At 39.8% G+C, this 24,617-nt stretch carries 21 protein-coding genes; all 21 read left to right on the top strand.

Annotated features, from left to right (window positions below):
• Positions 1–237 precede the first annotated feature (237 nt).
• The 21 genes from AB4027_RS04415 to rfbD all read left to right on the top strand — a co-directional run bounded on the left by AB4027_RS04415 (position 238) and on the right by rfbD (position 24,551).
• Entirely contained in the window at positions 238–1,290 is a 1,053-nt protein-coding gene (locus AB4027_RS04415) for a glycosyltransferase family 2 protein (RefSeq protein ID WP_368646133.1), read from the top strand.
• A gap of 36 nt (positions 1,291–1,326) precedes the next feature.
• Positions 1,327–2,763 (top strand): lipopolysaccharide biosynthesis protein, encoded by a 1,437-nt coding sequence (locus tag AB4027_RS04420; protein ID WP_368646134.1) that lies wholly within the window; start codon positions 1,327–1,329, stop codon positions 2,761–2,763.
• 19 nt (positions 2,764–2,782) lie between these two features.
• Positions 2,783–3,709, top strand: a complete 927-nt coding sequence (locus AB4027_RS04425) for a glycosyltransferase family 2 protein (protein WP_368646135.1) — start codon at positions 2,783–2,785, stop codon at positions 3,707–3,709.
• Positions 3,710–3,867: 158 nt separating this feature from the next.
• Positions 3,868–4,986: a non-hydrolyzing UDP-N-acetylglucosamine 2-epimerase gene (wecB, locus tag AB4027_RS04430; RefSeq protein WP_368646136.1), complete on the top strand. Its 1,119-nt coding sequence runs from the start codon at positions 3,868–3,870 to the stop codon at positions 4,984–4,986.
• Between the two features lie 31 nt (positions 4,987–5,017).
• On the top strand, positions 5,018–6,256 hold the full coding sequence (locus tag AB4027_RS04435) for a hypothetical protein (protein ID WP_368646137.1): 1,239 nt from the start codon (positions 5,018–5,020) through the stop codon (positions 6,254–6,256).
• Complete coding sequence (locus AB4027_RS04440; RefSeq protein ID WP_368646138.1) at positions 6,219–7,622, top strand: sugar transferase; 1,404 nt, start codon at positions 6,219–6,221, stop codon at positions 7,620–7,622. Before AB4027_RS04435 ends, AB4027_RS04440 begins: the two co-directional genes overlap by 38 nt.
• 14 nt (positions 7,623–7,636) lie before the next feature.
• On the top strand, positions 7,637–8,758 hold the full coding sequence (locus tag AB4027_RS04445; protein ID WP_368646139.1) for a hypothetical protein: 1,122 nt from the start codon (positions 7,637–7,639) through the stop codon (positions 8,756–8,758).
• A 132-nt stretch (positions 8,759–8,890) separates the two neighbouring features.
• On the top strand, positions 8,891–10,954 hold the full coding sequence (locus AB4027_RS04450) for a glucosaminidase domain-containing protein (protein WP_368646140.1): 2,064 nt from the start codon (positions 8,891–8,893) through the stop codon (positions 10,952–10,954).
• A 239-nt stretch (positions 10,955–11,193) separates the two neighbouring features.
• On the top strand, positions 11,194–12,291 hold the full coding sequence (locus AB4027_RS04455) for a glycosyltransferase family 4 protein (protein WP_368646141.1): 1,098 nt from the start codon (positions 11,194–11,196) through the stop codon (positions 12,289–12,291).
• 4 nt (positions 12,292–12,295) lie between these two features.
• Entirely contained in the window at positions 12,296–13,615 is a 1,320-nt protein-coding gene (locus AB4027_RS04460) for a nucleotide sugar dehydrogenase (RefSeq protein ID WP_368646142.1), read from the top strand.
• Positions 13,616–13,632: 17 nt separating this feature from the next.
• Positions 13,633–14,607 (top strand): SDR family oxidoreductase, encoded by a 975-nt coding sequence (locus AB4027_RS04465; protein WP_368646143.1) that lies wholly within the window; start codon positions 13,633–13,635, stop codon positions 14,605–14,607.
• The gene (locus tag AB4027_RS04470) at positions 14,607–15,734 is read left to right on the top strand and encodes a glycosyltransferase family 1 protein (RefSeq protein WP_368646144.1); all 1,128 of its coding nucleotides are present in this window, start codon (positions 14,607–14,609) and stop codon (positions 15,732–15,734) included. The genes AB4027_RS04465 and AB4027_RS04470 overlap by 1 nt, the downstream gene beginning before the upstream one ends.
• A gap of 15 nt (positions 15,735–15,749) precedes the next feature.
• Positions 15,750–16,883, top strand: a complete 1,134-nt coding sequence (locus AB4027_RS04475) for a CDP-glycerol glycerophosphotransferase family protein (RefSeq protein ID WP_368646145.1) — start codon at positions 15,750–15,752, stop codon at positions 16,881–16,883.
• A 31-nt stretch (positions 16,884–16,914) separates the two neighbouring features.
• On the top strand, positions 16,915–17,967 hold the full coding sequence (locus tag AB4027_RS04480) for a glycosyltransferase family 2 protein (RefSeq protein ID WP_368646146.1): 1,053 nt from the start codon (positions 16,915–16,917) through the stop codon (positions 17,965–17,967).
• 39 nt (positions 17,968–18,006) lie between these two features.
• Entirely contained in the window at positions 18,007–18,432 is a 426-nt protein-coding gene (locus tag AB4027_RS04485; RefSeq protein ID WP_368646147.1) for an adenylyltransferase/cytidyltransferase family protein, read from the top strand.
• 31 nt (positions 18,433–18,463) lie between these two features.
• Positions 18,464–19,612 (top strand): EpsG family protein, encoded by a 1,149-nt coding sequence (locus AB4027_RS04490; protein ID WP_368646148.1) that lies wholly within the window; start codon positions 18,464–18,466, stop codon positions 19,610–19,612.
• 14 nt (positions 19,613–19,626) lie between these two features.
• Positions 19,627–21,048 carry a lipopolysaccharide biosynthesis protein gene (locus AB4027_RS04495; protein WP_368646149.1) on the top strand — a complete coding sequence of 474 codons (1,422 nt, stop codon included), beginning with the start codon at positions 19,627–19,629 and terminating at the stop codon, positions 21,046–21,048.
• Positions 21,049–21,215: 167 nt separating this feature from the next.
• On the top strand, positions 21,216–22,085 hold the full coding sequence (gene rfbA, locus AB4027_RS04500; protein ID WP_368646150.1) for a glucose-1-phosphate thymidylyltransferase RfbA: 870 nt from the start codon (positions 21,216–21,218) through the stop codon (positions 22,083–22,085).
• A gap of 11 nt (positions 22,086–22,096) precedes the next feature.
• A complete protein-coding gene (gene rfbC / locus AB4027_RS04505; protein ID WP_368646151.1) occupies positions 22,097–22,666 on the top strand; it encodes a dTDP-4-dehydrorhamnose 3,5-epimerase in 570 nt (189 codons plus the stop codon).
• Positions 22,666–23,646, top strand: a complete 981-nt coding sequence (gene rfbB / locus AB4027_RS04510; RefSeq protein WP_368646152.1) for a dTDP-glucose 4,6-dehydratase — start codon at positions 22,666–22,668, stop codon at positions 23,644–23,646. The genes rfbC and rfbB overlap by 1 nt, the downstream gene beginning before the upstream one ends.
• A 65-nt stretch (positions 23,647–23,711) precedes the next feature.
• On the top strand, positions 23,712–24,551 hold the full coding sequence (gene rfbD, locus AB4027_RS04515; RefSeq protein WP_368646153.1) for a dTDP-4-dehydrorhamnose reductase: 840 nt from the start codon (positions 23,712–23,714) through the stop codon (positions 24,549–24,551).
• Positions 24,552–24,617 lie beyond the last annotated feature (66 nt).

Below are 24,617 nucleotides of genomic sequence, written 5' to 3' on the forward strand. Positions count from 1 at the left end.
TATTTTACTCCCCTCATTGTACCACAGACATCTGTTTCCGTGCATCGATATTCTTATTAGATAACAAAACGGTTAAACTCTATCGACAAATGTAAAGAATTAATGAAAACTCTAGTTATAGACAGAAACTGTGGTATAATTTGCTGTAATTGAAAAATCTATGCATATATGAAATTATAAAATATAAAAGGACATAAGAGTTTCAAGAACCAGCAAAAAATAGAGAGGACTTGAGTTATGTTTGAAGTTTCCATCATCATGCCTGTGTACAACGTTAAGGAACATCTGGCGAGGGCGATCGAATCGGCCTTGAATCAGAAAAAAATACTGACTGAAATCATTCTTGTTAACGACGGGTCGACCGACGGCTGTGCAGAGATATGTGACGATTATGCTCAGCGCGAGCCTCTCTTAGTCAAAGTGATCCATCAGGAAAACAAAGGATCAGGTCCCGCGCGCAATGCTGGACTGGACCAGGCGATCGGCAAATATATTTATTTTGCGGATCCCGATGATTATTTTGATAACAACCTTTTGCAGGAAAACTGCCGCCTAGCCAAAGAAACTAAGCCTGATATGGTGGTTTTCGGCTACACGCAGGAGAAGGCGTCAGATCCTTTAGACCGTGAAATAAAACTGCCGAACTTCCCGCAGCTGACGACCCAAGAAGGGTTCCGCCAGCACTTTGGCAATGTCTACCATTTTTCTCCCTATGCTCTATGGAACAAGCTCTATAAAAAAAAATTTCTGAAAAAGCACCACATTCGTTTCACAAGTCAGAAGACCGGGCAGGATGCGCTATTTAATATCGACGTCTACAAAAATCTGACATCGGTCGCCGTGAACCGGAAAGTCTACTATCACTATGTGTCACATGAAGGGTCGTCTGTCAACCGGTACCGTCCGGAGCGTTATCTGATGGAACAGAACATCGCTCAAGCCTTTGAACAGCTGATGAGTGAGTGGGGCGACGAAGGGACCTTCACTGATCTGATCGGTGAAGAGTATTTCAATGCACTCTACCTTGAAACGGCCAATCTGGTCCACAGAGACTGCCCGCTTTCCGACGAAGAGAAAATCAAACGTCTGACTGACATCTGGCAGACCATAGGTATCACAAAAATAGTCCCTTATAAACAAAGCGACCATAACCCGTTCAGACGCCTGCTACTAAAGACTTACAAGCAGCAGAACTTCAAACAGGCACTACGCCTGATGAAGAGCCGCAATCAGGTCGCCAGACGCTACACGAAAGTATTCAGTAAAGTGAGAACCTTTTTTAAAAATTAAACAGGAAAAGAAATAACAGCCGAGGAGTCAACCGCTATGATGGAACAGTTCAAACATGCCCTTTTTTATACAGCTATTGGTAAATATTCCATCGTCGTGGTTCAGTTGCTCGTTCAGGCAGTCCTGTCCCGGATCCTGACACCGGCGGAATACGGGATCGTGGCAGCTGTCAATATCTTCCTCGTTTTCTTCCAGTTGCTGGCTGATTTCGGGATCGGTCCAGCAGTTATTCAGAATAAAAGTCTGAATAAAAGAGAATTGAATGACATCTTTTCTTTCAGCCTCTATGTCGCGGTCGGATTGGGAGTGGTATTTTTCTTCCTGGGATATCCGATGAGTGATTTCTACGGGAACACAGTCTATATAGCGATAAGCCGTATCCTGGCCGTCGCCGTCTTTTTTTACGGCGTTTTAGTCGTACCGCAGTCGATCCTCCTTCGGGAAAAAAATTTCCGGCTCGTCAATATTACGACAGTGACCGGCGCGCTGGTATCCGGTGCGATTTCTATCGGCCTAGCCCTGTTAGGGTTCAGCTATTATGCAATCATCATCGGCAATACGGCCCGGGCATTCATTATGTTCGTAATTTTCTACATAAAGACCGATACCAAGCTCAGTCTCAAATTCAACTGGGCACCGCTCAAAAAGATTTTTGCCTTTTCACGCAATCAGTTCCTTTTCAACTTCATCAACTACTTTTCAAGGAATCTGGACAATCTCCTGATCGGGCGCTACTTCAGTGCAAGTGCGCTGGCTTACTATGACAAAGCCTATCAGGTCTCGCTGTATCCGAATCAGGTGCTCACAAGTCTCGTGACGTCAGTGATTCATCCGATCCTGTCAGACTATGAAGATGAAAAGGAACGCATCAAGCGTGTGTACTTAAGGATTTCCAATCTATTGGCAACGCTCGGCATGCCGCTGTCTGTCTTCCTGTTCTTCGCTGCCGAAGAAGTGATCCTGTTCCTTTTTGGGGGACAATGGGACGGCAGTATCGCGGCCTTCCAGATCCTGGCTTTGTCGATCTGGATCCAGATGATCCTGTCAAGCACCGGCGGCATCTTCCAGTCAGGGAACCGGACGGACTTACTATTGCTTTCAGGCATCTTGTCGACCGCCTTCAATATCACCGGTATCGTTATCGGTATTTTGATGGGGCAGATCGAATATGTCGCCGGCTTTCTGGTCCTGGCGTTCAGCTTGAACTTCATTCAGGCTAACTACCTGCTTATGATCAAGATGTTCAAGTCTAATTTGCTGGAGTTTTTCAAAGTGCTCACTCAGCCATTCATACTGGCAGTCATGCAGGCTGGTGCGTTCTGGCTACTGCCGGAACTGCCGCTGAACGTCTTCTTCAGTTTGGTCGTTAAAGGACTGGTTTTCCTTATCATTTGGATTATCGGCCTATTCATCACCGGGGAATTTAAACGATTGAAACTGGAACTCCAGCGTGCACGCGGCATCAAAGAATAAAGAAGAGAGGAGCAGGAACATGACTAAACCCTTAGTATCAATCATCGTACCGACTTATAATGTAGAAAGATATGTTGAGGAGTGCATCGATGCCCTGCTCGCTCAGACCTATCCGAATACCGAGATCATCGTTCTTGACGATGCGTCGACCGATGCGACTGTATACTTATTAAAGCAGTACACCGAAGAGATTATCCTAATCGAAAATGAAAAGAACGAAGGTCAGGGTGCAAGACGAAATCAGGGGCTCCAGATAGCCAGCGGAAAGTACATCTATTTCATGGATGCCGACGACTGGTTGGAAAAAGAGGCACTCAAAGAATGTGTCGAGCTGGCCGAAAAAACCAGTGCAGAACTGGTCCGTTTCAATGGCTTGGCCTTTTATCAGGACGACCAATCGGCGGTAAATGAAAACAACTACGACTTTTCTCAAACGCTCGAAAATAATAGGCTCTACACAGGAGAAGAGGCTCTTTTGAAAAATAGAAAAGCCTTCACGCCGTCACCCTGTCTCTATTTAGTGAAAAAAGACCTGATCGATCAAAACAACTTGTCGTTTATCGAAGGCGTCCTGCATGAAGACGAGTACTTCACGACTGTCTTATTTGCGAACACCCAAAGACTGATTTACTTAAATAAAAACTACTACCATCGTCGTTACCGGACGGCTTCGACCATGACGGAACAGACGAAACAGCACAAACTGAGATCGTTCAATTCCTACATCAAAGTGTTCCAGGCGCTGGAAGAGGAGTTCGAGAAACCAAAGTACTCAGAAACCCAGAAACAGTTCATCAAACGCCAGCTGCTTTCCATCTACAACGGACTGCTTGTCAGTGACGTCCATCCCGAAATGAAAAGTCGATTAAAGAAGTTTAAATCCGTCACATTAAAGGATAAACTATTCGTGCTGGGAGCCAGGTTCAAGCAGCAGCTGAGAAGATAAGAATAAAAAGTGAATAAGAAAGCACTTACCTTTACCAGATTATGACAATACGCTGAAAATCTGTCGGTAGAGGTTCTTTTTATGGTAAAATGGCTTTTGATTGTGTCACACTATAGATACTGAATATAATGAATAAATAGAACGGAGCAAAGACAGAGATGAAGAAAAAGAAAATTGCGATCGTGTTCGGTACACGTCCGGAAGCGATCAAAATGGCACCAGTCATTCTTGAACTGAAAAAATATCAGGATGAGTTTGAACCCTGCATCATTGTCTCTGCTCAGCATAGAGAAATGCTTGACCAGGTCCTGTCCGTTTTTGACATCAAACCGGACTACGATCTGGATATCATGAAACGAAATCAAACCTTATCGGACATCACTTCTGATGTCCTGAAAGGGATCGAAACGGTCTTTGTGAAAGAAGAGCCGGATATGGTTCTGGTACACGGGGATACGACAACTAGCTTCGCTGCGGCATTGGCGGCTTACTACCACCAGATCCCGATTGGTCACGTGGAAGCCGGACTCCGGACCCACGATAAATATTTCCCGTTCCCAGAGGAAGGGAACAGACAGTTGATTGATGCAATTACCGACCTGTTCTTTGTCCCGACGGAAACCACGAAACAGAATCTTCTCAAAGAAGGCAAGGATGAACAACAGATAGTTGTCACAGGCAACACAGTGATCGATGCGGTTCGTTATACAAAAGTCAGTAAAACCAAGCACAATGCATTGGACTTAATGGATGAAAAAACGGATCAGAAATGGATATTACTCACATCTCACCGGAGAGAAAATTACGGACAGCCAATGATCAATATATTTGAGGCTATTTTAGAAGTTGTAAATAATCACAAAGAAATTGAAGTAATTGTACCCGTTCATTTAAGCCCGACAGTTCAGAAAGTAGCGAATGAGATTCTAGGCGATCACGACAGAATCCATTTAATCGAACCACTTGAAGTCGATGTCTTTCATCAAGTCATCAATAAAACCTATTTAGTACTGACAGATTCCGGTGGTCTGCAGGAAGAAGCACCTGCATTAGATAAACCTGTCCTTGTCTTAAGAGATAAGACGGAACGACCTGAAGGACTGGATGCAGGCACACTCAAAGTTATAGGTACAGATAAGAGAAGAATAGTAGAAGAAGTAAATGAGTTAGTTACAAATAGAGATCTATATATAAAAATGTCTCAAGGAGATAACCCTTATGGAGATGGATACGCAAGTGGAAGGATACTCGAAACAATAAAAGGTTACTTTCTGTAATTGAATGAGTATGAATAGAGGAGATGGGTGAGTGGAATCGACGTTAGTCAATAAATGGTTAAATCAGTACGAAAACAGACAACCTGTATTCAACCATCTGGTTTTATTCTTAGTAGCTATCTCATTCGCCTTAAGTGACTGGCTTTACGGTGCATTCACTTTTACAGAACTGATACTTGGATTGTCTCTCAGTATTTTATTTTTAGCGGGAAAGTATAGAATACATGTTCACCAATTAAAATGGGTACTGGCTCCAATAATCATAATTTTAGTTCATTCTCTTTATTTATATAACGTTTATGATGATTTTAATTTGCGGATTTCAGTTATAGCACTTATTAAGTTATTATTTTACGTGTTGGCCGTTACTGGACTGTATAATTTTATCAAGGTACAAAAGCTGAAAGAGGAGTTCATGATATGGAATAATCTTGTTGCTCTTATTATTTTAGCTCTGGGGGTATACATTGCTCTTGCCGTCTACATGGAAACGAACTTTGAGCAAGGATTACCTTATGAATTTCTGTTGAGATTTACTCGACTGGATGGACACCTTTACCGGCGAGATATACCGATCGTACGAATGAAGAGTATCTTCCAGGAACCTGCTCATTTAGGGTATTACTTAAATTCAATACTCATGATAAATCTGTTGAATAAGAAGCAGCTGAAAATGAAAAAATGGATCAACAGCTTATTGATTACGGGGGTTATACTAACGTTATCATATAGCTCAGTCTTTATTATGCTTTCGATATTGGCACTTTGGCTGATTGTCAATTTTAATCACTTTAAAGGTAAACTAAAATGGACTCCAAGTGCATTTGTCAGTTTAGGACTTGTATTGATCGTTGTGTTTTTTTTCAGAGAGTTAATATACACGACGCTGGTACAGAGGACCATAGATATTATTACAGGTGTAGAAACATCAGGATATGAACGCTTAATTGTCAGCTGGCGCTATATAAATAAAGAAACATTTTTATCAGGATATGGTTTTTTACAAAGTCCTGGAATGTTATGGAACATTTTTGCCTATGTATTTACAGAGTTAGGACTGATTGTGTTCTTTTTATACGTATTGAGTATCGGTTACTTAATGAACTATAATATACCAATTGCGCTAGTGTTTATATTAATGAACTTCGCTAAGGGCGGATATTTATCCTCTGGGTACTGGTTCCTGATTTTACTTGTGATCATTTATTCGGCTCGTAACTTTGAACCATTTCATGTTACTAATAGAAAGGGAGAACACCGTGAGAAGTAATGAAGGATTTGACAAGACAAAAAAAATATTAATAGGAATGGTAGAAGTCCTATTGTATCATTTATCGATATGGCTATCGTTTTATTATAGATATGACGGGAATATTCCTAGTTTTAACTATATATCGTATCAAAATGCCCGAGTGTATATATTTTTTGTATTTCTACTGTTAAACATTTTGTTTGGAATTTATATATACTACAACAAATCAATTATGGATCTGTTTGTGATTACAATCATTGTTCAGGTAATACTTACCGTAATGATTATGGCCATGACCTTTTTCGGAAGATGGTTTAGTTTCCCCAGATCTGTCATAGTTATTAGTTTTATTACCAGTTCAGTTATTCTATTTATTTGGAGAGTAGCAGTATTTAAACTCTACGAAAGAATTGCAGGGACGAAGAAAGTTATGGTCGTGGGTGAGGAAAATAAAATCGGTGAAATCATTTACAACTTCATGAATGCTAAAAATAAAAGGCATACTGTCACCTCGGCAGTGCTGGATAATTATATTGAAAACATAAAGAAACATATCGATACCATTGATATTGTCTATATTGCAGCCGACTTGTCACGTCAGGAAAAATTAACAATTATTGATTTTCTTGTTAAAAATAACAAAAACATATTTGTTAACACGAGTTTTGAACATCTGGCTTTAGTGAACCCAAATATTATGAATATTGAAGACGAGAGTGTGATAGAGTTATCTAATTTTCGAATCTCTCCTGAATTTGACTTAATTAAACGGACTATCGATATTATTGTAGCAGCATTGATGATTATAGCGACATCGCCGATAATGATATTAACGGCTCTATTCATCAAAATCACATCAAAAGGACCAGCTGTTTACAAGCAAGTAAGGATAACGAAAGATCAGCAGGAGTTTAATATTTATAAATTCAGGACCATGTCAGCTACTGCAGAAACAGATTCAGGTCCTGTACTGGCGAAAGCAAATGACATGAGGGTCACGCCGATCGGTAAGTATCTAAGGGCTTTGCGTATTGACGAATTGCCTCAGCTGTTCAATGTGTTGAATGGGACGATGTCATTAGTTGGACCACGACCTGAAAGACCTTTCTTCGTTGACCAGTTCAAGAAAGAAAACCCTTATTATGATTTAAGACATAATGTTAGAGCTGGAATAACTGGCTATGCTCAAGTGTATGGTAAATATTCTACGAATTTTAACAGTAAATTAAATTTCGATCTGGTTTATATCAAAAATTATAATTTATTAATGGATTTAAGAATACTATTACAGACAATTAAGGTATTGTTTGACAAAGTTTCTTCAAAAGGTGTAGATGAAGAAATCGATACAAGCATTCCAGAGACAATAAAAATTTATAGATAGTTAGGAGTGGCGAAATGAAAGATGAGTTGACATTAAAAGATTTATACAGATTTTTAGTTGATAATATAAAAATCATTATTAGCACGGTCGCAGTTACGAGTATTATGGCAATAGTATTTGCTGTCTTATCAAATTTAGATTTAGATGACTCTGAAACTGTTGATACCACGCCTATTGAAAATCCTAGACTAATCAGTGAGAAAAGATATGAAGAATACGCTCAGTGGCCTGTAGAACTTTTCTCAGAGCCACAAATAAGACAAATGCAGGCGTACCTTCTTCCCAAAGCATATAAGATCACATTTTATGCCGAACATGAGGATTACGAACCAATCACAAACACAACATTCATGAGAGAAGTATTCAGAAATAACGATGTCCTAAATTATATTGAAGACAATCTAAATGCTGATTTAACTCCTGATATCGATTTTGCAGTTCATATCGAGAATTTGGCTAACTCCGGTGTCTACGAATTACATTTTCAAAGAGGTACACAGGAGGAAAGTTTAGAATTAGCTTATATCGTGATGGATGCTATTGAAGAAGGCGTAATACCTGTATTAGAGAATAAAAATGTATATTTCGTTGAAGATGAACCTGAACTGGTCGAAGAAGATTATTCTAATTTTGAAGAGGACACAACAGTTGAATCTGGTTTTTCAATCGGCTCATTCATCAGAGATATAGTGTTGTTTGGGATCATAGGTATTGCAGCTGGAACTGTGATTGGAATTATTATTGCTTTGCTTGGAATAATAATGAGTAAACAGGTGACAGCACTTTATGACTATGTACGTAAAGATACGGATAAAGTGGTACGACTGAATCATTTAAGAAATGTTGGTCCAGAAGAACGGATGCAAAAAGGACTAACTAATATCAATACGCCATTAGTTAATACTAAAATTCTTCTTTACGATGAAGAAACTGAAAATGAATGGACTGAATTATTTGGACATTTCAAATCCAACATTTCTAAGTATAAAGATTTTTCAAATATAAATGAAGAATTGAGAAATATTGACGAAATCATTATTTTATCCAAAGTAAACAGGACATCCAAAGACTGGTATAATAATCAGCGAGTTCAATTGAACGGTTATAACATCCCTATAAAGATAATCCAATTCTAGGTAATATTGTTACAAAAAAATGAATATTAATTACTTCTTTTCTTTACTTCTTTACAGAATGACGTTATATATTACGCTTCTCTGTGTTATACTTTTTGAGTATCAAACTTTTACATACTTAAGGAGGACACAATGAAAAAATATAAAGCGTTTGGAATCATCATGAGTAGTATGCTAATCCTCGGTGCTGCCAGTACTACAACGATTGCTCTAGCAGAGAGCGTTGACGAGACAGCTGAAGTGAGTACACAGAGTGATGGTGAAAGTTTAAATAGACTTTTCAATGAATTGAAAACCATCACTTTTGACTCATCTTCTTTATCTGAGGAACAAATAGCGGCACTTGAAGGTCTCATTGATGGTACATATAGTATCATGTTAGAAGTGGATGAAAATACAACTTACATAGGTTTTAACGAAGTAGATGAAAGAGTAATTAGTTACTTTGAAAATCAGGAGTTTTTACAGTTTGTTTCTAATGAAAATAAATCGGTAACAGCTGAAGTCAGCCTCTCCGAATTATATGATCTAACAGAACTACTGGAAAGAGAATTCACTACTTCTTCAGAAATTGAGTCCCAACAATTGGAATCAGTTGCAACTGCAGCTAAAGAAGAGATACCTGAAGCGAGCTATACCCCTAAAACTTATTCTACAGAAGCTGACGTTTCATATTCAAGATCATCTGAAGTTGAAGAGTTATTGCATGGAGGGGAGGAGTTCTTTAGTACTTTCGGTACAATGATGAGCATCTCCTCTTCGGACGGTAGAGTAGCAGAAAACGGTATATATACAGTTGTTAGTGGAGATACATTCAATGACATAGCTTCGTCGTTTAATTTGAAAACAAGACAGTTACAAGAATGGAATGGGCATGTCTCTAATATCAATAGTTTGATAGTTGGGACAGAATTAGCGGTAACACGCAGAGGCGTGGAAGCACTGTTGTCTGATGCTGATAAAGCACGACTTTATAGAGGTGGAGCTGAACCGGTTTACACTATACCGCAAGAGTTTATCGATGATATTGCTACACAAGCGATAAAAGTATCCAATCTGGAGGGCGAAGAAGCGTTGTGGCCGTCACTGATGATCGCTCAGGCTGCACATGAAAGTAATTATGGTCGTTCATCATTAGCTAGTCCTCCTTATTATAACTTAAGTGGTATAAAAGGTTCTCACAACGGTAAATCTGTGTTGATGTGGACATGGGAGGTTTTAGGTGGTGTGAGAGTCGATGTCTTGGCTCCGTTCAGGCATTATCCTTCTTACGATGCTTCTTTACAGAGTTATGCAAGTTTACTTAGAAATGGTCTTTCCTGGAGCAGAGACTATTATTCTGGAACTTGGAGAAGCAAAACCGATTCTGTCTGGGATGTGCTGGATAATGGGGGATTACGAGGATATGCGACAGATCCGAACTATTATGTTGCAATCAAACGGATCATCGACAACTTTGATTTGACTAAATACGACACAGGAAATTACTACGTTCGTACAGGAACCTTCTTAGGAGAAGCTTTCACTCAGCTCCAAGTAAATAAGCTTATCAGTGCAAATAATGCTTTGGATTATAGAATGGAAGTCGATACGAATAAAACACCTTATTCATACCGAAGAATCGAATCCACTGAAGAGTTCCTGGGAGAAGCCGGTGCTCAAAGAGTGATCGATCAGTTACGCAGAGATAAAGGCTGGGGTGCATCGATGATCGCCACAGGAAATGGTACTGAAAGACACCGCGTACGCTCAGGATTCTTCAATACAAAGGCTAGAGCAGAAATCGCTCTTGATAACTTCAGGAACTTAAGTGGTTATTCAGCAAGTATTGAAATAGATTCGGATGGGAAATACAGAATACTTACAGGCTTCTTTAATGGAGCATCCAGCGCACGTAAAGGTCTTGCTTACATGCACGAGCTTGGATGGGGTGCAAGTATAATTGGAACAGGTAATTACACACCACACTACACTGTAAGAACTGGAACGTTCAATACACCAAACCATGTGAATAGTGCCGAAATCTACTTTAACCATTATGGATGGGGAAGTAAACAGGTACTGTCCACTAGAACAAATCCTTATTACCGTATTTATGCGGAAGGCTTTGTTTATGAAGGTCAGGCCAATACATTTGTTGAGCAGTTAAGCAGCCAATACAACTGGGGGTCAACAGCTTTTCCAGTACACAAATAAAGTCATAAAATAATCACTCATTTATACTGTCTAGATCCACTTTGATCAAAGGTTGGGATCGGAATAGACAGACTATAAGTGAGTGATTTTTTTGGCATGTAACGAAGCTGATATTTCAAATGTTATGAATTTCTGAAGATTTCATAATAATGGCACAATAAAAATGCATTATTGGTAAGTTTCCTTTATAATTGAATAGATTGTTTTAGACAATGATAATAGGTTTCGGAGGATATCTGATGACAAAAGTACTGATTTTTTCTAATCACCCGGCATATACGTATAACTTGAGAAAAGAAATTATTGAAGGTCTTATTAATGAAGGATACCAAGTGTCTTTAGTCGTACCTTATGGTAAAGAAGTCGAGCACTTCAAAGACATTGGCGTCAAACTGATCGATATAAAAATCAGTGAACGAAGCGTTAATCCTTTCACTGACTTGAAACTGCTTCAAAACAACGTAAAAATTTTAAAAGAAGAAAAACCGGATGTCGTACTTACATACGCCACCAAACAGAATATATACGGAGGGATGGCAGCAAGACTGACAAGGACGCCTTATATACCGATGATAACCGGTCTGGGAACAGCAATGGAGAATCCGGGCATCCTCCAAAAGATCGCCAGTAAACTGTATAGAATAGGTGTCAAAGGAGCGACGGCATTATTTGTACAGAATGAGTCTATCCGTAAAAAACTGAAGGACTTTGATATGATCCATGCACCCGTGCACATGACACCAGGGTCTGGGGTGAGTCTGGAGCGTCACCCGTTTGCAGAGTATCCCGATGAAAACAAACCGATCCAGTTTCTGTACATCGGAAGGATCATGAAAGATAAAGGGATCTTTGAATTACTGGAAGCGGCACGTGCCGTTAAAAAGAAATATCCGACTGTTACTTTTAGAGTGATCGGACACGGTAATCTGGAAGAAGATATAGCAAAAGTAAAAGCTGCAGATAAAGAAGGGACGATCGAATACTTAGGCAGACAGTCCGATGTAAGACCTTATATCAGATCTTCTCATGCAACTGTTCTTCCATCCTACCATGAAGGGATGGCCAATGTATTGCTTGAATCAGCTGCAGCAGGACGACCTATACTTGCTTCAAACGTACCGGGCTGTCAGGAAACGTTTGACGAAAATCGTACGGGTTTTGGCTTTGAAGCCAGAGATACGGGATCGCTCATCAAAACTATTGAACAATTCATTGAGCTCCCTTATAATCTTAAAAGAGATATGGGTCGGGTTGGACGTCAGAAGATGGAAAATGAATTTGACAGAATTATTATATTAAATATGTATATCAAAATAATTGAAAAGATTGGAAGATGATAAAATGACTCTTTACGATGAAATAGTGAATAAAGAAGCAAAAATATCTTTAATTGGATTGGGTTATGTCGGTATGCCGATTGCCGTGGCATTTGCAAAAAAAGCAGAAGTTCTTGGATTTGATATCAGTAAGGAAAAAGTAGCCCTTTATAAAAAAGGGATCGATCCGACGAAAGAAGTTGGAGACGACGTCATTTCAAAAACAACAGTCGACTTCACTTCGGATGCTGAACGCTTGAAAGAAGCAAAATTTCATATCGTAGCGGTACCTACTCCCGTCAATGACGATCATACGCCAAATCTTAAACCGGTTGAATCGGCAAGTCACACTCTCGGTAAGCAACTGACTAAAGGATCGATCGTCGTTTATGAATCAACGGTTTATCCTGGTGTAACGGAAGACATCTGTATCCCGATTCTAGAAGAAGAATCTGGTCTCAAAGCCGGAGTGGACTTTAAAGTCGGTTTTTCACCTGAGCGGATCAACCCAGGCGACAAGGTGCACCGCTTAGAAACGATCGTTAAAGTCGTATCTGGTCAGGATGATGAGTCACTGGATATTATCTCTAAAGTATACGAACTCGTTGTTGAAGCCGGAGTTTATAAAGCGGAATCGATTAAAGTAGCTGAAGCAGCTAAAGTAATTGAGAACTCTCAGCGGGATATCAATATTGCTTTTATGAATGAGTTATCCATTATTTTCAATAAGCTCGATATTGATACAAAAGCAGTACTTAAAGCAGCTGGAACAAAGTGGAACTTCCTCAACTTCTCTCCGGGCCTGGTAGGGGGCCACTGTATCGGGGTCGATCCATATTACCTGACTTATAAAGCGGAACAAGTCGGCTATCATTCACGTATCATTCTAGCCGGCAGACAGATCAATGATGAAATGGGTCATTATGTTGTCGAAAATCTAGTGAAGAAATTAATTAAAGCAAATGTCCCAGTCAAGACAGCACGAGTGGGTATTCTAGGCTTTACCTTCAAAGAAAATACACCAGACACACGAAATACGCGAGTCATCGATATTGTTGAAGAACTGAAAGAATATGGGGTGCAGCCTTTGATTGTCGACCCTGTTGCAGATGAGAATGAATTAAAAGAAGTATATGGATTGAAACTGAATACGATGGAAGATTTAAAAGATATGGATGCCTTGATCGTAGCGGTGGGGCATGAAGAGTTCATGAGCCTGTCGTTTGAACAGCTTGAATCATTTTATAAAGATGTACCAAACGAACAGAGGGTATTAGTCGATGTGAAAAGTATTTTGGATAAGAAAAGATATCTGGCGTCTGGCTACAATTACTGGAGATTATAATAGAAGGAGTTTCATTCATGGGATATAGTGACATTCAATTTGAAAAAGACAGTGTGTTTTTAGTAACAGGTGGGGCCGGGTTTATAGGGTCCAATCTGATCGAAGCTTTACTCGATAGAGGATATTCAGTGCGCTGTCTGGATGATTTATCAAATGGACATAAAGAAAACATCGATCCTTTTCTGGAGAACGAACGCTTCACGTTTATCAAAGGGGACATTACGGACTTTGAAACATGCCTAAGTGCAACGGAAGATGTGGATTTCATTCTACACCAGGCCGCTTGGGGAAGTGTACCAAGAAGTATCGAAATGCCTCAGCATTATGAAAAAGTGAACGTTCAGGGAACAATCAATATGATGGAAGCTGCTGTCAGAAACAGTGTAAAGAAATTTGTATATGCATCCAGCTCTTCTGTTTACGGTGACGAACCGACCCTTCCTAAAAGAGAAGGTAGAGAGGGGAAAGTCCTTTCACCTTATGCACTGACTAAAAAGGTGGATGAAGAGTACGCACGACTTTACCATTCACTCTATGGTCTGGACACGTATGGTCTAAGATATTTCAACGTATTCGGACGACGTCAGGATCCTGATGGTGCTTATGCAGCGGTTATCCCGAAATTCCTGAAACAGCTGATCAATGATGAACAGCCGACGATCAATGGTGACGGCAAGCAGAGCCGGGATTTCACATATATCGAGAATGTTATCGAAGCGAACTTGAAAGCCTGTCAGGCACCAAGTTCTGCGGCTGGAGAAGCTTTTAATATCGCCTTTGGAGGTAGAGAATATCTCATCGATATCTATCACAACTTGACAGATGCACTAGGGAAATCGATCGAACCTGAGTTTGGACCGGAACGTGCCGGCGACATAAAGCACAGCAATGCAGATATTTCTAAAGCAAAAGAAATGTTTGGATACAGTCCCGACTGGAGCTTTGAAAAAGGCATAGAAGAAGCTATCGATTGGTACAAGGAGAATTTATAGTGAATAAGAAGCCTGTTCGCGTCTTGCATGTACTCGGTTACTTTGATTTCGGCGGAACAGAGTCATTGGTAATGAATACTTTTCGCCACATTGACCGTAGTCAGGTGGTCTTTGATTTTGTGGTACATTCTGAGAAAGAAGGTGCCTACGAAAAAGAAGCAAAAGAGTTAGGTGCTAAGATATATCGGGTTCCGCAGTACAATGGTAAAAATCATCTAGCATATAAAAAAGCCTGGCGGTCATTTTTCGACGCCCATCCTGAATATGATATCATCCACGGACATGTGAGAAGCACAGCCAATATTTATTTGGCCATAGCCGACTCCCATGGACTGAAAACTATTGCGCACAGTCACAGTATTTCTTCTGGATCAGGCGTTTCTGGGTTTGTCAAGACACTGATGCAGAAAAGAATCCGGAAGACGGCGGATCAGTTTTTAGCCTGTTCCAATGAAGCTGGACTGTGGCTGTTTGGCGACGAGGTCGTGGAACAGCCTAATTTCCATGTTATGAACAACGCGATAGAAGGACAGAAGTATATTTATAATGAAGAAATCAGAAATCAATGGAGAAATAAACTGGCTTTGAATGACCATCTGGTTATAGGGCATTTAGGAAGGTTTCATGAGTCAAAAAATCATATAAGATTGCTGGAACTCTTTAGTTCGATACATGAAGTCATTCCTCATGCAAAACTTATGCTGATAGGTGACGGAGAACTTTCTGAGCAGATAAAAGAGAAAACAGAAGAATTGAATCTCTCTGATCATGTATTATTTATGGGCTCCAGAAATGATGCCCATGAACTTTTGCAGGCAATGGACGTTTTCCTCTTCCCATCAAAATATGAAGGGCTGGGTATAGCAGTCGTTGAAGCACAGGCCAGTAGTTTGCCTTGTGTCGTATCCGATACCGTTCCCGATGAAGCTGTTTATACGAAACTGGTCACTTCGGTAAACCTCGATGAGCCGGATAGCGTTTGGGTAAAGCAGATTGAAAAGGCAGCGAATCTCGAAAGAAAGAGCCGAGTGACATTAGAGGATCTAAAAGAAGCACATTATGACATCGCTGAGATTGCTTCCTGGTATAACAGATACGTCACTAATCTATTAACAAAAGAAAGTTAGGAGAATAGTATCGAAATGAAATATTTGTCAATCATAATTTTTCGAATGATCCTGAAAGTATTTTATCTTTTCCCGATAAAGAACAATAAAGTCTTGTATATGTCATATGGCGGCAAAAAATTTAATTGTAACCCGAAATATATCTTTCAGTATATTCAAGATGAAACCAGTGAGCTGGAACATATCTGGGTGATTGAAGATGAGAAGAATGATGAGTTGAAAGATTATGATAATACATCACTGGTAGATAACAAAGGTCTGTCTTTCTATTACCATTTCCTGACATCTAAAGTGGTGATATCTAATGCCTCAATCCCGACCTACATTCCTCTCAGAAAAAAACAGAAGTATATAGAGACCTGGCACGGGGGGGGAGCGTATAAGAAAACAGGACTTTCTTATGACAAGAGCCCACTGCAGATTAAAAAACTGAAACTGATAGCGGATGAAATCGAGTTTTTCATTTCAAGCAGCCAAAAGGTGACGGATACGAAATCGGATAATCATCTGATCAGCAAAGACAAATTCTATAATATCGGTATGCCGAGAAATGATATCCTTTTAAAAGGATCGGAAGAAATCAAAAATAAAGTCAAAAAATTCTATGATCTGGATATGGATACAAACATCGTCTTATATGCACCGACATATAGAAGCAAAGAGGATGATGAGTCTTCATACGAACATCTGGATATGAAAAAATTAGTCAATGCTCTACAAACAAAATTCGGAGGGGAATGGGTCGTATTCACGCGTATGCATTACTATCTGAATGAAAAAATGGAATATAAGAACGCAGTAAATGTATCCGGATATGACGACATGCAGGAACTGATGCTGGCGACGGATGTACTGATAACGGATTACTCATCAGTCATGTGGGATTTTTCCTTGACGAAAAAACCTTGTTTCGTTTTCGCACCTGATATGGAGGAATATGAAAAAGACCGCTCATTCTTCACACCACCGAGTGAATGGCCATTTCCGATTGCTAAAACCAACGAGGAATTTGAATGGGAAATCATCGAGTTTGATCAAGTGCAGTACGAAGAAGCAGTAGACAGACATCATATCAACCAGGGAAGTTTTGAATCCGGACATGCCACACAGGATGTATGGATGAAAGTAAAAGAGTATACTGGAATTTAGCTGTAAATTATATATAAAAAGGAATAGTGATATGCCAAAAGTGAGTGTGATCGTCCCTGTTTATAACGGGGAACAGTATTTAACAGAAGCAGTCGGCTCAATTAGAAAACAGACAATGACAGACATTGAAATCATACTGGTTAATGATCAGTCGACAGATAACAGCGCTGAGATCTGTGACCAGTTAAAAAATGAAGATGACCGTATTAAGGTTATACATCTTGAGAAAAACTTAGGGATCTGTGGTGCTCGAAACAGAGGAATGAGTGAGGCGGAAGGTGAATATGTGGCTTTCTGTGACAATGATGATTTCTTTTTAACAACACTTATTGAAGATAATTATTCAATTGCAAAAAAAACAGAGGCTGATATGGTGAAATTCGGAAGAAAACTCATTGATGTCGATTCAAACGATAAGGTATTAAGAGAAAAAGAAACGCCTTTAAAAAAAGCGTCCGGCTTTAACGAACAGACTAAAATGGATCATTATTTCTATATGAAGTCTAAAGGTCTGTTGATGAACGTATGGAATGGGATCTATCGTCTAGCTTTAATCAAAGAGGAAAACATTTTCTTCAATGAGTTTATGCGTTATGGCAGTGAAGATGCTGATTTTTCATACCGTTATTTCATGGCTGCGAAAACGATAGCAGTAAATCCCAAAGCCTATTATATACACTATAGAAGAGATGCTTCGTCAACATCGAGAAAATTCAATGAAAACAAAATCGAGTCTATGATGCTGGCGTCAAGATCAGAGGCAGAGATATTTGATAGAATGGAAAAAACACCTGAAGTCAAAGCAAGGATCATTATTGAAATAAACAAGCTGATCATGAACATGTATACACAGCAGCTGTTTCATCGGGATAATCCGATGACAGTTAAAGAAAAGGTCAGTTTCCTTAATACAGTTAAAAAGAACGAGCATTTGAACTACTATTTAGACAAAGAAACAAAAAAAGAGCTGGCAAAGATAAAACGCAAGCATTTACCTTTTTCACTGGCATTCAGTAATAACTGGATGATGTTAGCTTATGTTATCCTAAAAGGCCAGTTTATGCTTAATAATGAAAAGTGGTAGAAGGATCGTTTTCATATAGACAGAAAGGTCGTGAGACGTATGACGAAAATTGTAGGATATACGACAGGAGTATTTGATCTGTTTCATATCGGACATTTGAATGTGATAAAAAAAGCACGTGAAAACTGTGATTATCTTATTGTCGGTGTCACAACGGATGAAGAAGTAGAACGTGTAAAAAAGAAAAAACCGATCATCCCTTATGAAGAACGTGCGGAAATCGTAAAAGCTATTCGGTATGTTGATGAAGTGGTCCCTGAGAATGATACAGACAAACTGAAAGCGGCCGAAGCCATTACCTTTAATCGTATATTTAAAGGTGACGACTGGAAAGGCACGCCAAAGTGGAACAGATACGAAGAAGAATTCAATAAAAAAAATATTGATGTCATGTATTTCCCTTACACAAAAGGAACATCATCGACACACTTGAGAAATGTACTGGACAATTTAATGAAGCAATAATGTCAGTTTTGTATGGAATGGAGGGGAATGAATGACATTACTTCTATATTTAACAGTCGTTCTGACCAATGGCTATTACGCATTAAAAAAACGATCGAACCAGATCCTGGTCGTTCTGACATTGCTTTTTATTTTCTTTATAATGTCAGGGGCCGGGCCTTTCTATTCATTCCAGGCGGACTATGATAATTATTACAGAAACTACTACTCTGTGCTGGACCGGGGATTACTGCACGGCAATCAGGTTGGCTATGCAATACTAATAACCATTGGAAATTTTTTGGGAATCCCTTTCCCGCTGTTCAGACTGATCGTTATTGCAGCATGTATTGGTCTGCTTTATAAGTACGTCATCAAACGGTATCAGGTCAACGTCAATTACATACTCGTTCTATACATGTTGTATGCAATTATTATTGATTCTGAACAATACAGAAACTGGATCGCACTCACTGTCTTGCTGAGTGGCCTGCATTTTCTTGAAACGTCACTATGGAAAGATAAACTGAAATTTTTCCTCGTCTGGCTGATCTCCATCAGTTTCCATTATTCTTTTGTGTTTTATGCACCACTTTTACTGGTAAATGGAAAACAGCATAACAAATGGATCAAACGTTTAGTCATTGCCGCACTGATGCTGAGTCTGATCATACTACTAAATGGGAATGAGATACCTTTTCAACAGTTGATTATCGATGCTGTAAATAATGAAGATATCGAAACGTATTTGACCACACGAACGAATTTTGGGTTTCTGATCCCCACTATTATGCACGGATCCAGTGTATTTTTAGCTTTCTGGTCCAGGAAGATCATCCATAATAAGTATTATGGGAGGGAACTGAATGCATTGCCGAATGATCCGGAGTTTTTCGAAGAGCGAACGATTAGACGTGAATTGACTGTTTCAAACATCATATTCTGGATCAATGTCAGTATGCTTATGATTTTCCCATTATATCTAGTAAACGTTCAATTTTACCGACTGATGCGCAGTCTGCTTCTGATCACCTATGTTGTCTGTGCGAAAGCTTCTCAGCACATCATCAGACGCACGCCCAATATACTGTTTAATGCAATGGTTTTGGGATCTGTTTTTGTCTGGCTGTTTTTAGATTTGGTTCACCGTATCGCCCCGGGAAGGTTACTGATTCCTTTCTTTTTTGAAAACCTCTTATAGATAGAAGGATAGTTATGAATAGTAAAGTTTTAAATTTTTTGAAGAATTTCTCTTATACCTTTTCTTCAAACCTCATCACGCTGCTGGTATCGACACTAGTCACCCTTATCGTACCCAAGTTGATCGGAGTGCAGGACTATGGTTACTGGCAGCTGTATATGTTTTATTCCACGTATGTGGGTTTTTTCCATTTTGGATGGAATGATGGTATCTACTTAAGATATGGTGGAGAAGATTATGAGTCCCTTGATAAACCGAAGTTTTTCTCCCAGTTTATCCAGCTGGGTATCATGCAGCTGGCTTTTGCTGCCGTTGTCGCTTTATCCGCCGGCTTCTTTGCAGACGGTCCAGACCGCATATTCATCTTACGTATGATCGCACTCGATATGGTCATATTAAACGTACGATATATGTTTTTATTTACGCTGCAGGCCACCAACCGGATCAAAAAGTATGCAGCGATCATGGTCACTGACCGTATCCTGTTTATAGCTACCGTACTCCTGTTATTATTACTCGGAAGCAGAGATTATCATTTAATGATTGCTGCTGATATACTATCAAAAGTAGTCTCATTAGTTTATGGCATGTATGTCTGTAAAGAGTTTGTATTTCAGCGATTCTCTAATTTTTCACTGGATTTAAAAGAAACATGGAATAACATCAATGTAGGGATCAAACTCATGCTGGCCAATCTGGCGAGTAAACTGATTATCGGTATCGTCCGGTTCGGGATCGAACGGGCATGGGATGTGGAGACATTTGGTCGTGTATCCTTGACGCTAAGTATCTCACATTTCATGATGGTCTTTATTACTGGTATCGGCGTCGTCGTCTATCCGATCCTTCGGCGGACGAGTAGAGAAAAGCTTCCCAATATATATGAAGTCATGCGGAACTTTCTGATGATCGTGTCACTGTCCTTCCTGATTTTCTATTATCCGGCCAGAGTCATTCTTTCTGCCTGGCTGCCGGAATATTCAGAATCACTGCTATACATGGCTCTCTTGTTCCCTATGGTTATTTATGAAGGAAGAATCACACTGCTTATCAATACGTATTTGAAGACTCTGCGTTACGAGAAAAAGATGCTGCACTTAAATGCTATAACCGTTGCAGTGAGTGCTGTGTTCACCATATTCACAACAGTTGTCTGGCATAATTTAAACCTCGCTGTCTTGACCATTTTATTAGGACAGATGGTACGGGCTATTATTGCAGAAGTATTCTTGTCAAGTAAACTGAATATCAGCTTGACTAAGGATTTTATCCTGGAAATCGCACTGACTGTGATTTTCATCCTGTCGGGGTGGTATATTGATTCCTGGTGGACAGTAGCGATTTATGGTGTAAGTTACCTTGTTTATCTGCTGTTCAAAAAATCAGATGTCAAGAGAACGTATATTGGAATGAAAGAATTAATGACAGCAAAATAAGAGTGAAGAGTAGTGGGCAGTTGGCTTTCTGCTCTTTTCTTTTAAGAGCTGTGTTTCTATTATCATGAAAGTCTTTACAAGAAAATAAGTTGTCAAAGTACTTTCAGTATATTAAAATTAGACCTAATGGAATAAATAAACGTGACACACAGAAAGGATATAACTCTATGAAAGGTATCATTCTTGCAGGGGGCAGCGGCACACGTCTGTACCCCTTAACGAAAGCTGTATCCAAACAGCTCATGCCGATATATGATAAACCCATGATCTATTATCCCTTATCGGTCTTAATGCTGGCAGGAATAAAGGAAGTATTGATTATTTCAACACCAGAGGATACTCCTCGCTTTGAAGAACTTCTAGGGGATGGCTCTGATTTAGGCCTCTCTTTAGAGTATGCTGTTCAGGAGAAACCGGAAGGCTTGGCTCAGGCGTTCATTATTGGAGAAGACTTCATTCAGGATGAGCCTGTCTGCTTAGTTTTAGGAGACAATATTTATTACGGTGGCGGGTTATCTAAGATGCTGCAGCGTGCGGCAGCAAAAGAAAAAGGGGCCACGGTATTCGGTTATCATGTGTCTGATCCTGAACGCTTTGGGGTCGTTGAATTTGATGATAATAAACAGGCGGTATCGATCGAAGAAAAACCTGAAAAACCTAAAAGTTCATATGCTGTCACAGGACTGTATTTCTATGATAATCAAGTTGTAGAAATAGCCAAGCAGATCAAACCATCTGAACGCGGTGAGCTGGAGATCACAGATATCAATCAGGCTTATCTCGATATGGGAGAACTTGAGGTAGAACTTCTCGGCCGTGGCTTCGCCTGGCTGGATACTGGAACGCATGAATCCCTGCTTGAAGCCGGTCAGTTTATCGAAACGGTCGAGAAACGTCAGAACATGAAAATCGCCTGTCTTGAAGAGATCGCCTGGCGCATGGGGTACATCAGCTCCGAACAGTTAAAAGAGCTGGCACAGCCATTAAAGAAAAACGAGTATGGACAGTACCTGCTGCGTCTGGTTGACGAGGAGTAAAGGAGAGACTAATGAAAGTTATCGAAACAACGCTAAAAGATGCAATGATCATTGAGACGGATGTCTACGGTGATCATCGAGGCTTCTTTACAGAAAGTTATAATCAAGAGCGTTTTATTGAACATGGTATAGAAAATTCCTTTATTCAGGACAATCACTCCCTGTCAGTTGAACCGGGAGTCTTGAGAGGACTGCATTTTCAAGTGCCACCTAAATCTCAGACAAAACTGATCCGTGCAACGACAGGTGTGATTTATGACGTCATAGTGGACCTGAGAAAAGGCTCTCCGACATACAAAGAGTGGGAAGGATTTATACTAAGTGAATTCAATCACCGGCAATTACTCGTTCCAAAAGGATTTGCCCATGGCTTCGTGACACTGACACCTAACTGTAACGTACAGTACAAAGTGGATGAAACATATTCTGCTGAACATGACGGCGGAATCATGTTCAATGATCCGTCACTTGGTATCGACTGGACGATCGACAGCGAAAAGGCAATCTTATCGGATAAAGATAAACAGCATCCGACATTAGACGAATGGAACAATCCGTTTGTATGGGAGGACAAAGCATAATGAATATACTTGTAACAGGGGGAGCGGGATTCATCGGCAGTAACTTCGTGCACTACATTTTAGAAAATGAAAAAGAAGCGAATGTAGTTAACTTGGATTTGCTCACTTATGCCGGGAATGTCCATAATCTGGCAGATATCGAACAGAATGACCGGTATCATTTTGTTAAAGGAAATATCACGAATACTGAATTAGTCAATCACTTGATCAAAGAACATAGAATTACACACATCGTTAATTTCGCTGCTGAATCACATGTAGATAGAAGTATTCTGAATCCTGATGTGTTTATCGAAACCAATGTTAAAGGGACCCTCAATCTTTTAAACTGTGCCAAACAGTTCTGTATTGAAAAATTTGTCCAGGTCTCAACAGATGAAGTATACGGAAGCCTGGGACCAGAAGGCTATTTCACTGAAGAAACTCCTTTGGCGCCGAACAGCCCTTATTCAGCAAGTAAGGCAAGTGCGGACATGCTCGTTCGTTCGTACCATGAAACCTATGGAATGGCTGTTAATATCACGCGATGTTCGAATAACTATGGCCCGTATCATTTCCCTGAAAAGCTAATACCTTTAATGATCACCAATGCGATGGATGGGAAGCAGCTGCCTATCTATGGTGATGGCGAGAATATCAGAGACTGGCTGCATGTCAAGGATCACTGCCAGGCAATTTATCTGGTCATGAAAAATGGTAAGAGCGGTGAAGTGTATAACGTGGGTGGACATAACGAGCGGACTAATAATGATATTGTTAATCTGATTGTTGATAAGCTTAACGTGTCCAAAAATCTTATCACATATGTAGACGACCGCTTAGGCCATGACAGACGCTATGCGATCGATCCAACGAAACTGGAGAATGAACTGGGTTGGAAGCCGGAGTATACCTTTGATACAGGTATCGAAGAAACGATCGACTGGTATCAGAAAAACGAAGACTGGTGGCGTCCACTAAAAGAAAGAGCACAGTTGTAAGAATCAAAAAAGAGTCAGCGTAACGCGGCTCTTTTTTACATATAAATAGAAAGAAGGTATGGGATATGAAAGCATTGATTACTGGGGCAACGGGGCAGCTCGGGCAGGAGCTTCAAAAGTATCTTACAGAAAAAGAAATACCATATACAGCTTACGGATCTTCGGAAATGGATATTCTGGATAAAGATAGAGTTGAGGAAATAATAAGTAACGACAAACCCACTGTCGTATTTCACTGTGCAGCCTATACAGCAGTTGATAAGGCTGAAGAAGAAACAGAATTGAACTGGGCAGTTAATGTTGAAGGAACGCGAAATGTCGCAGAGGTATGTAAAGAGCAGAACATACTGTTCGTTTATATCAGCACAGATTATGTATTTGACGGAAAATCAGAAGAGATGTACAGAGTGGACGATCAGCCAAACCCGATCAATGAATACGGCAAAGCAAAACTTGCAGGGGAAAAAGTCGTTCAAGAATTATTGAAAGAGTATTATATTATCCGCACGTCATGGGTGTTTGGCGAGTTCGGGTCTAATTTTGTCTACACAATGAAAAAGCTGGCAAAAGATAGAGACGAATTGACAATCATCAGTGATCAGATCGGTCGACCGACCTGGACACGGACATTAACTGAATTTATGGTGCATCTGGCAGAAACTGAGCAGGACTATGGCACATACCACTTATCGAACGAAGGGACCTGTTCCTGGTATGAGTTTGCAGAAGCGATACTTAAGAATGAGTCAGTTAATATCAAACCGATAAACTCCAATCAGTATCCACAAAAAGCTAAACGTCCTATGCACTCTGTTCTGGACTTGTCAAAATCAAAAGATACTGGGTTTGCAATTCCTCATTGGAAAGATGCGCTAAGAGAGTTTAAGTTTTCTCAGCAAAATTAATAAAAAAGTCACAAAGTATAGAGTTAATTCAGATGAAATTCTGTTATAATGTAAGAAGAATTTTAT

It is taken from the genome of Alkalibacterium putridalgicola, assembly GCF_040959045.1.
Classification (GTDB): Bacteria; Bacillota; Bacilli; order Lactobacillales; family Carnobacteriaceae_A; genus Alkalibacterium; species Alkalibacterium putridalgicola.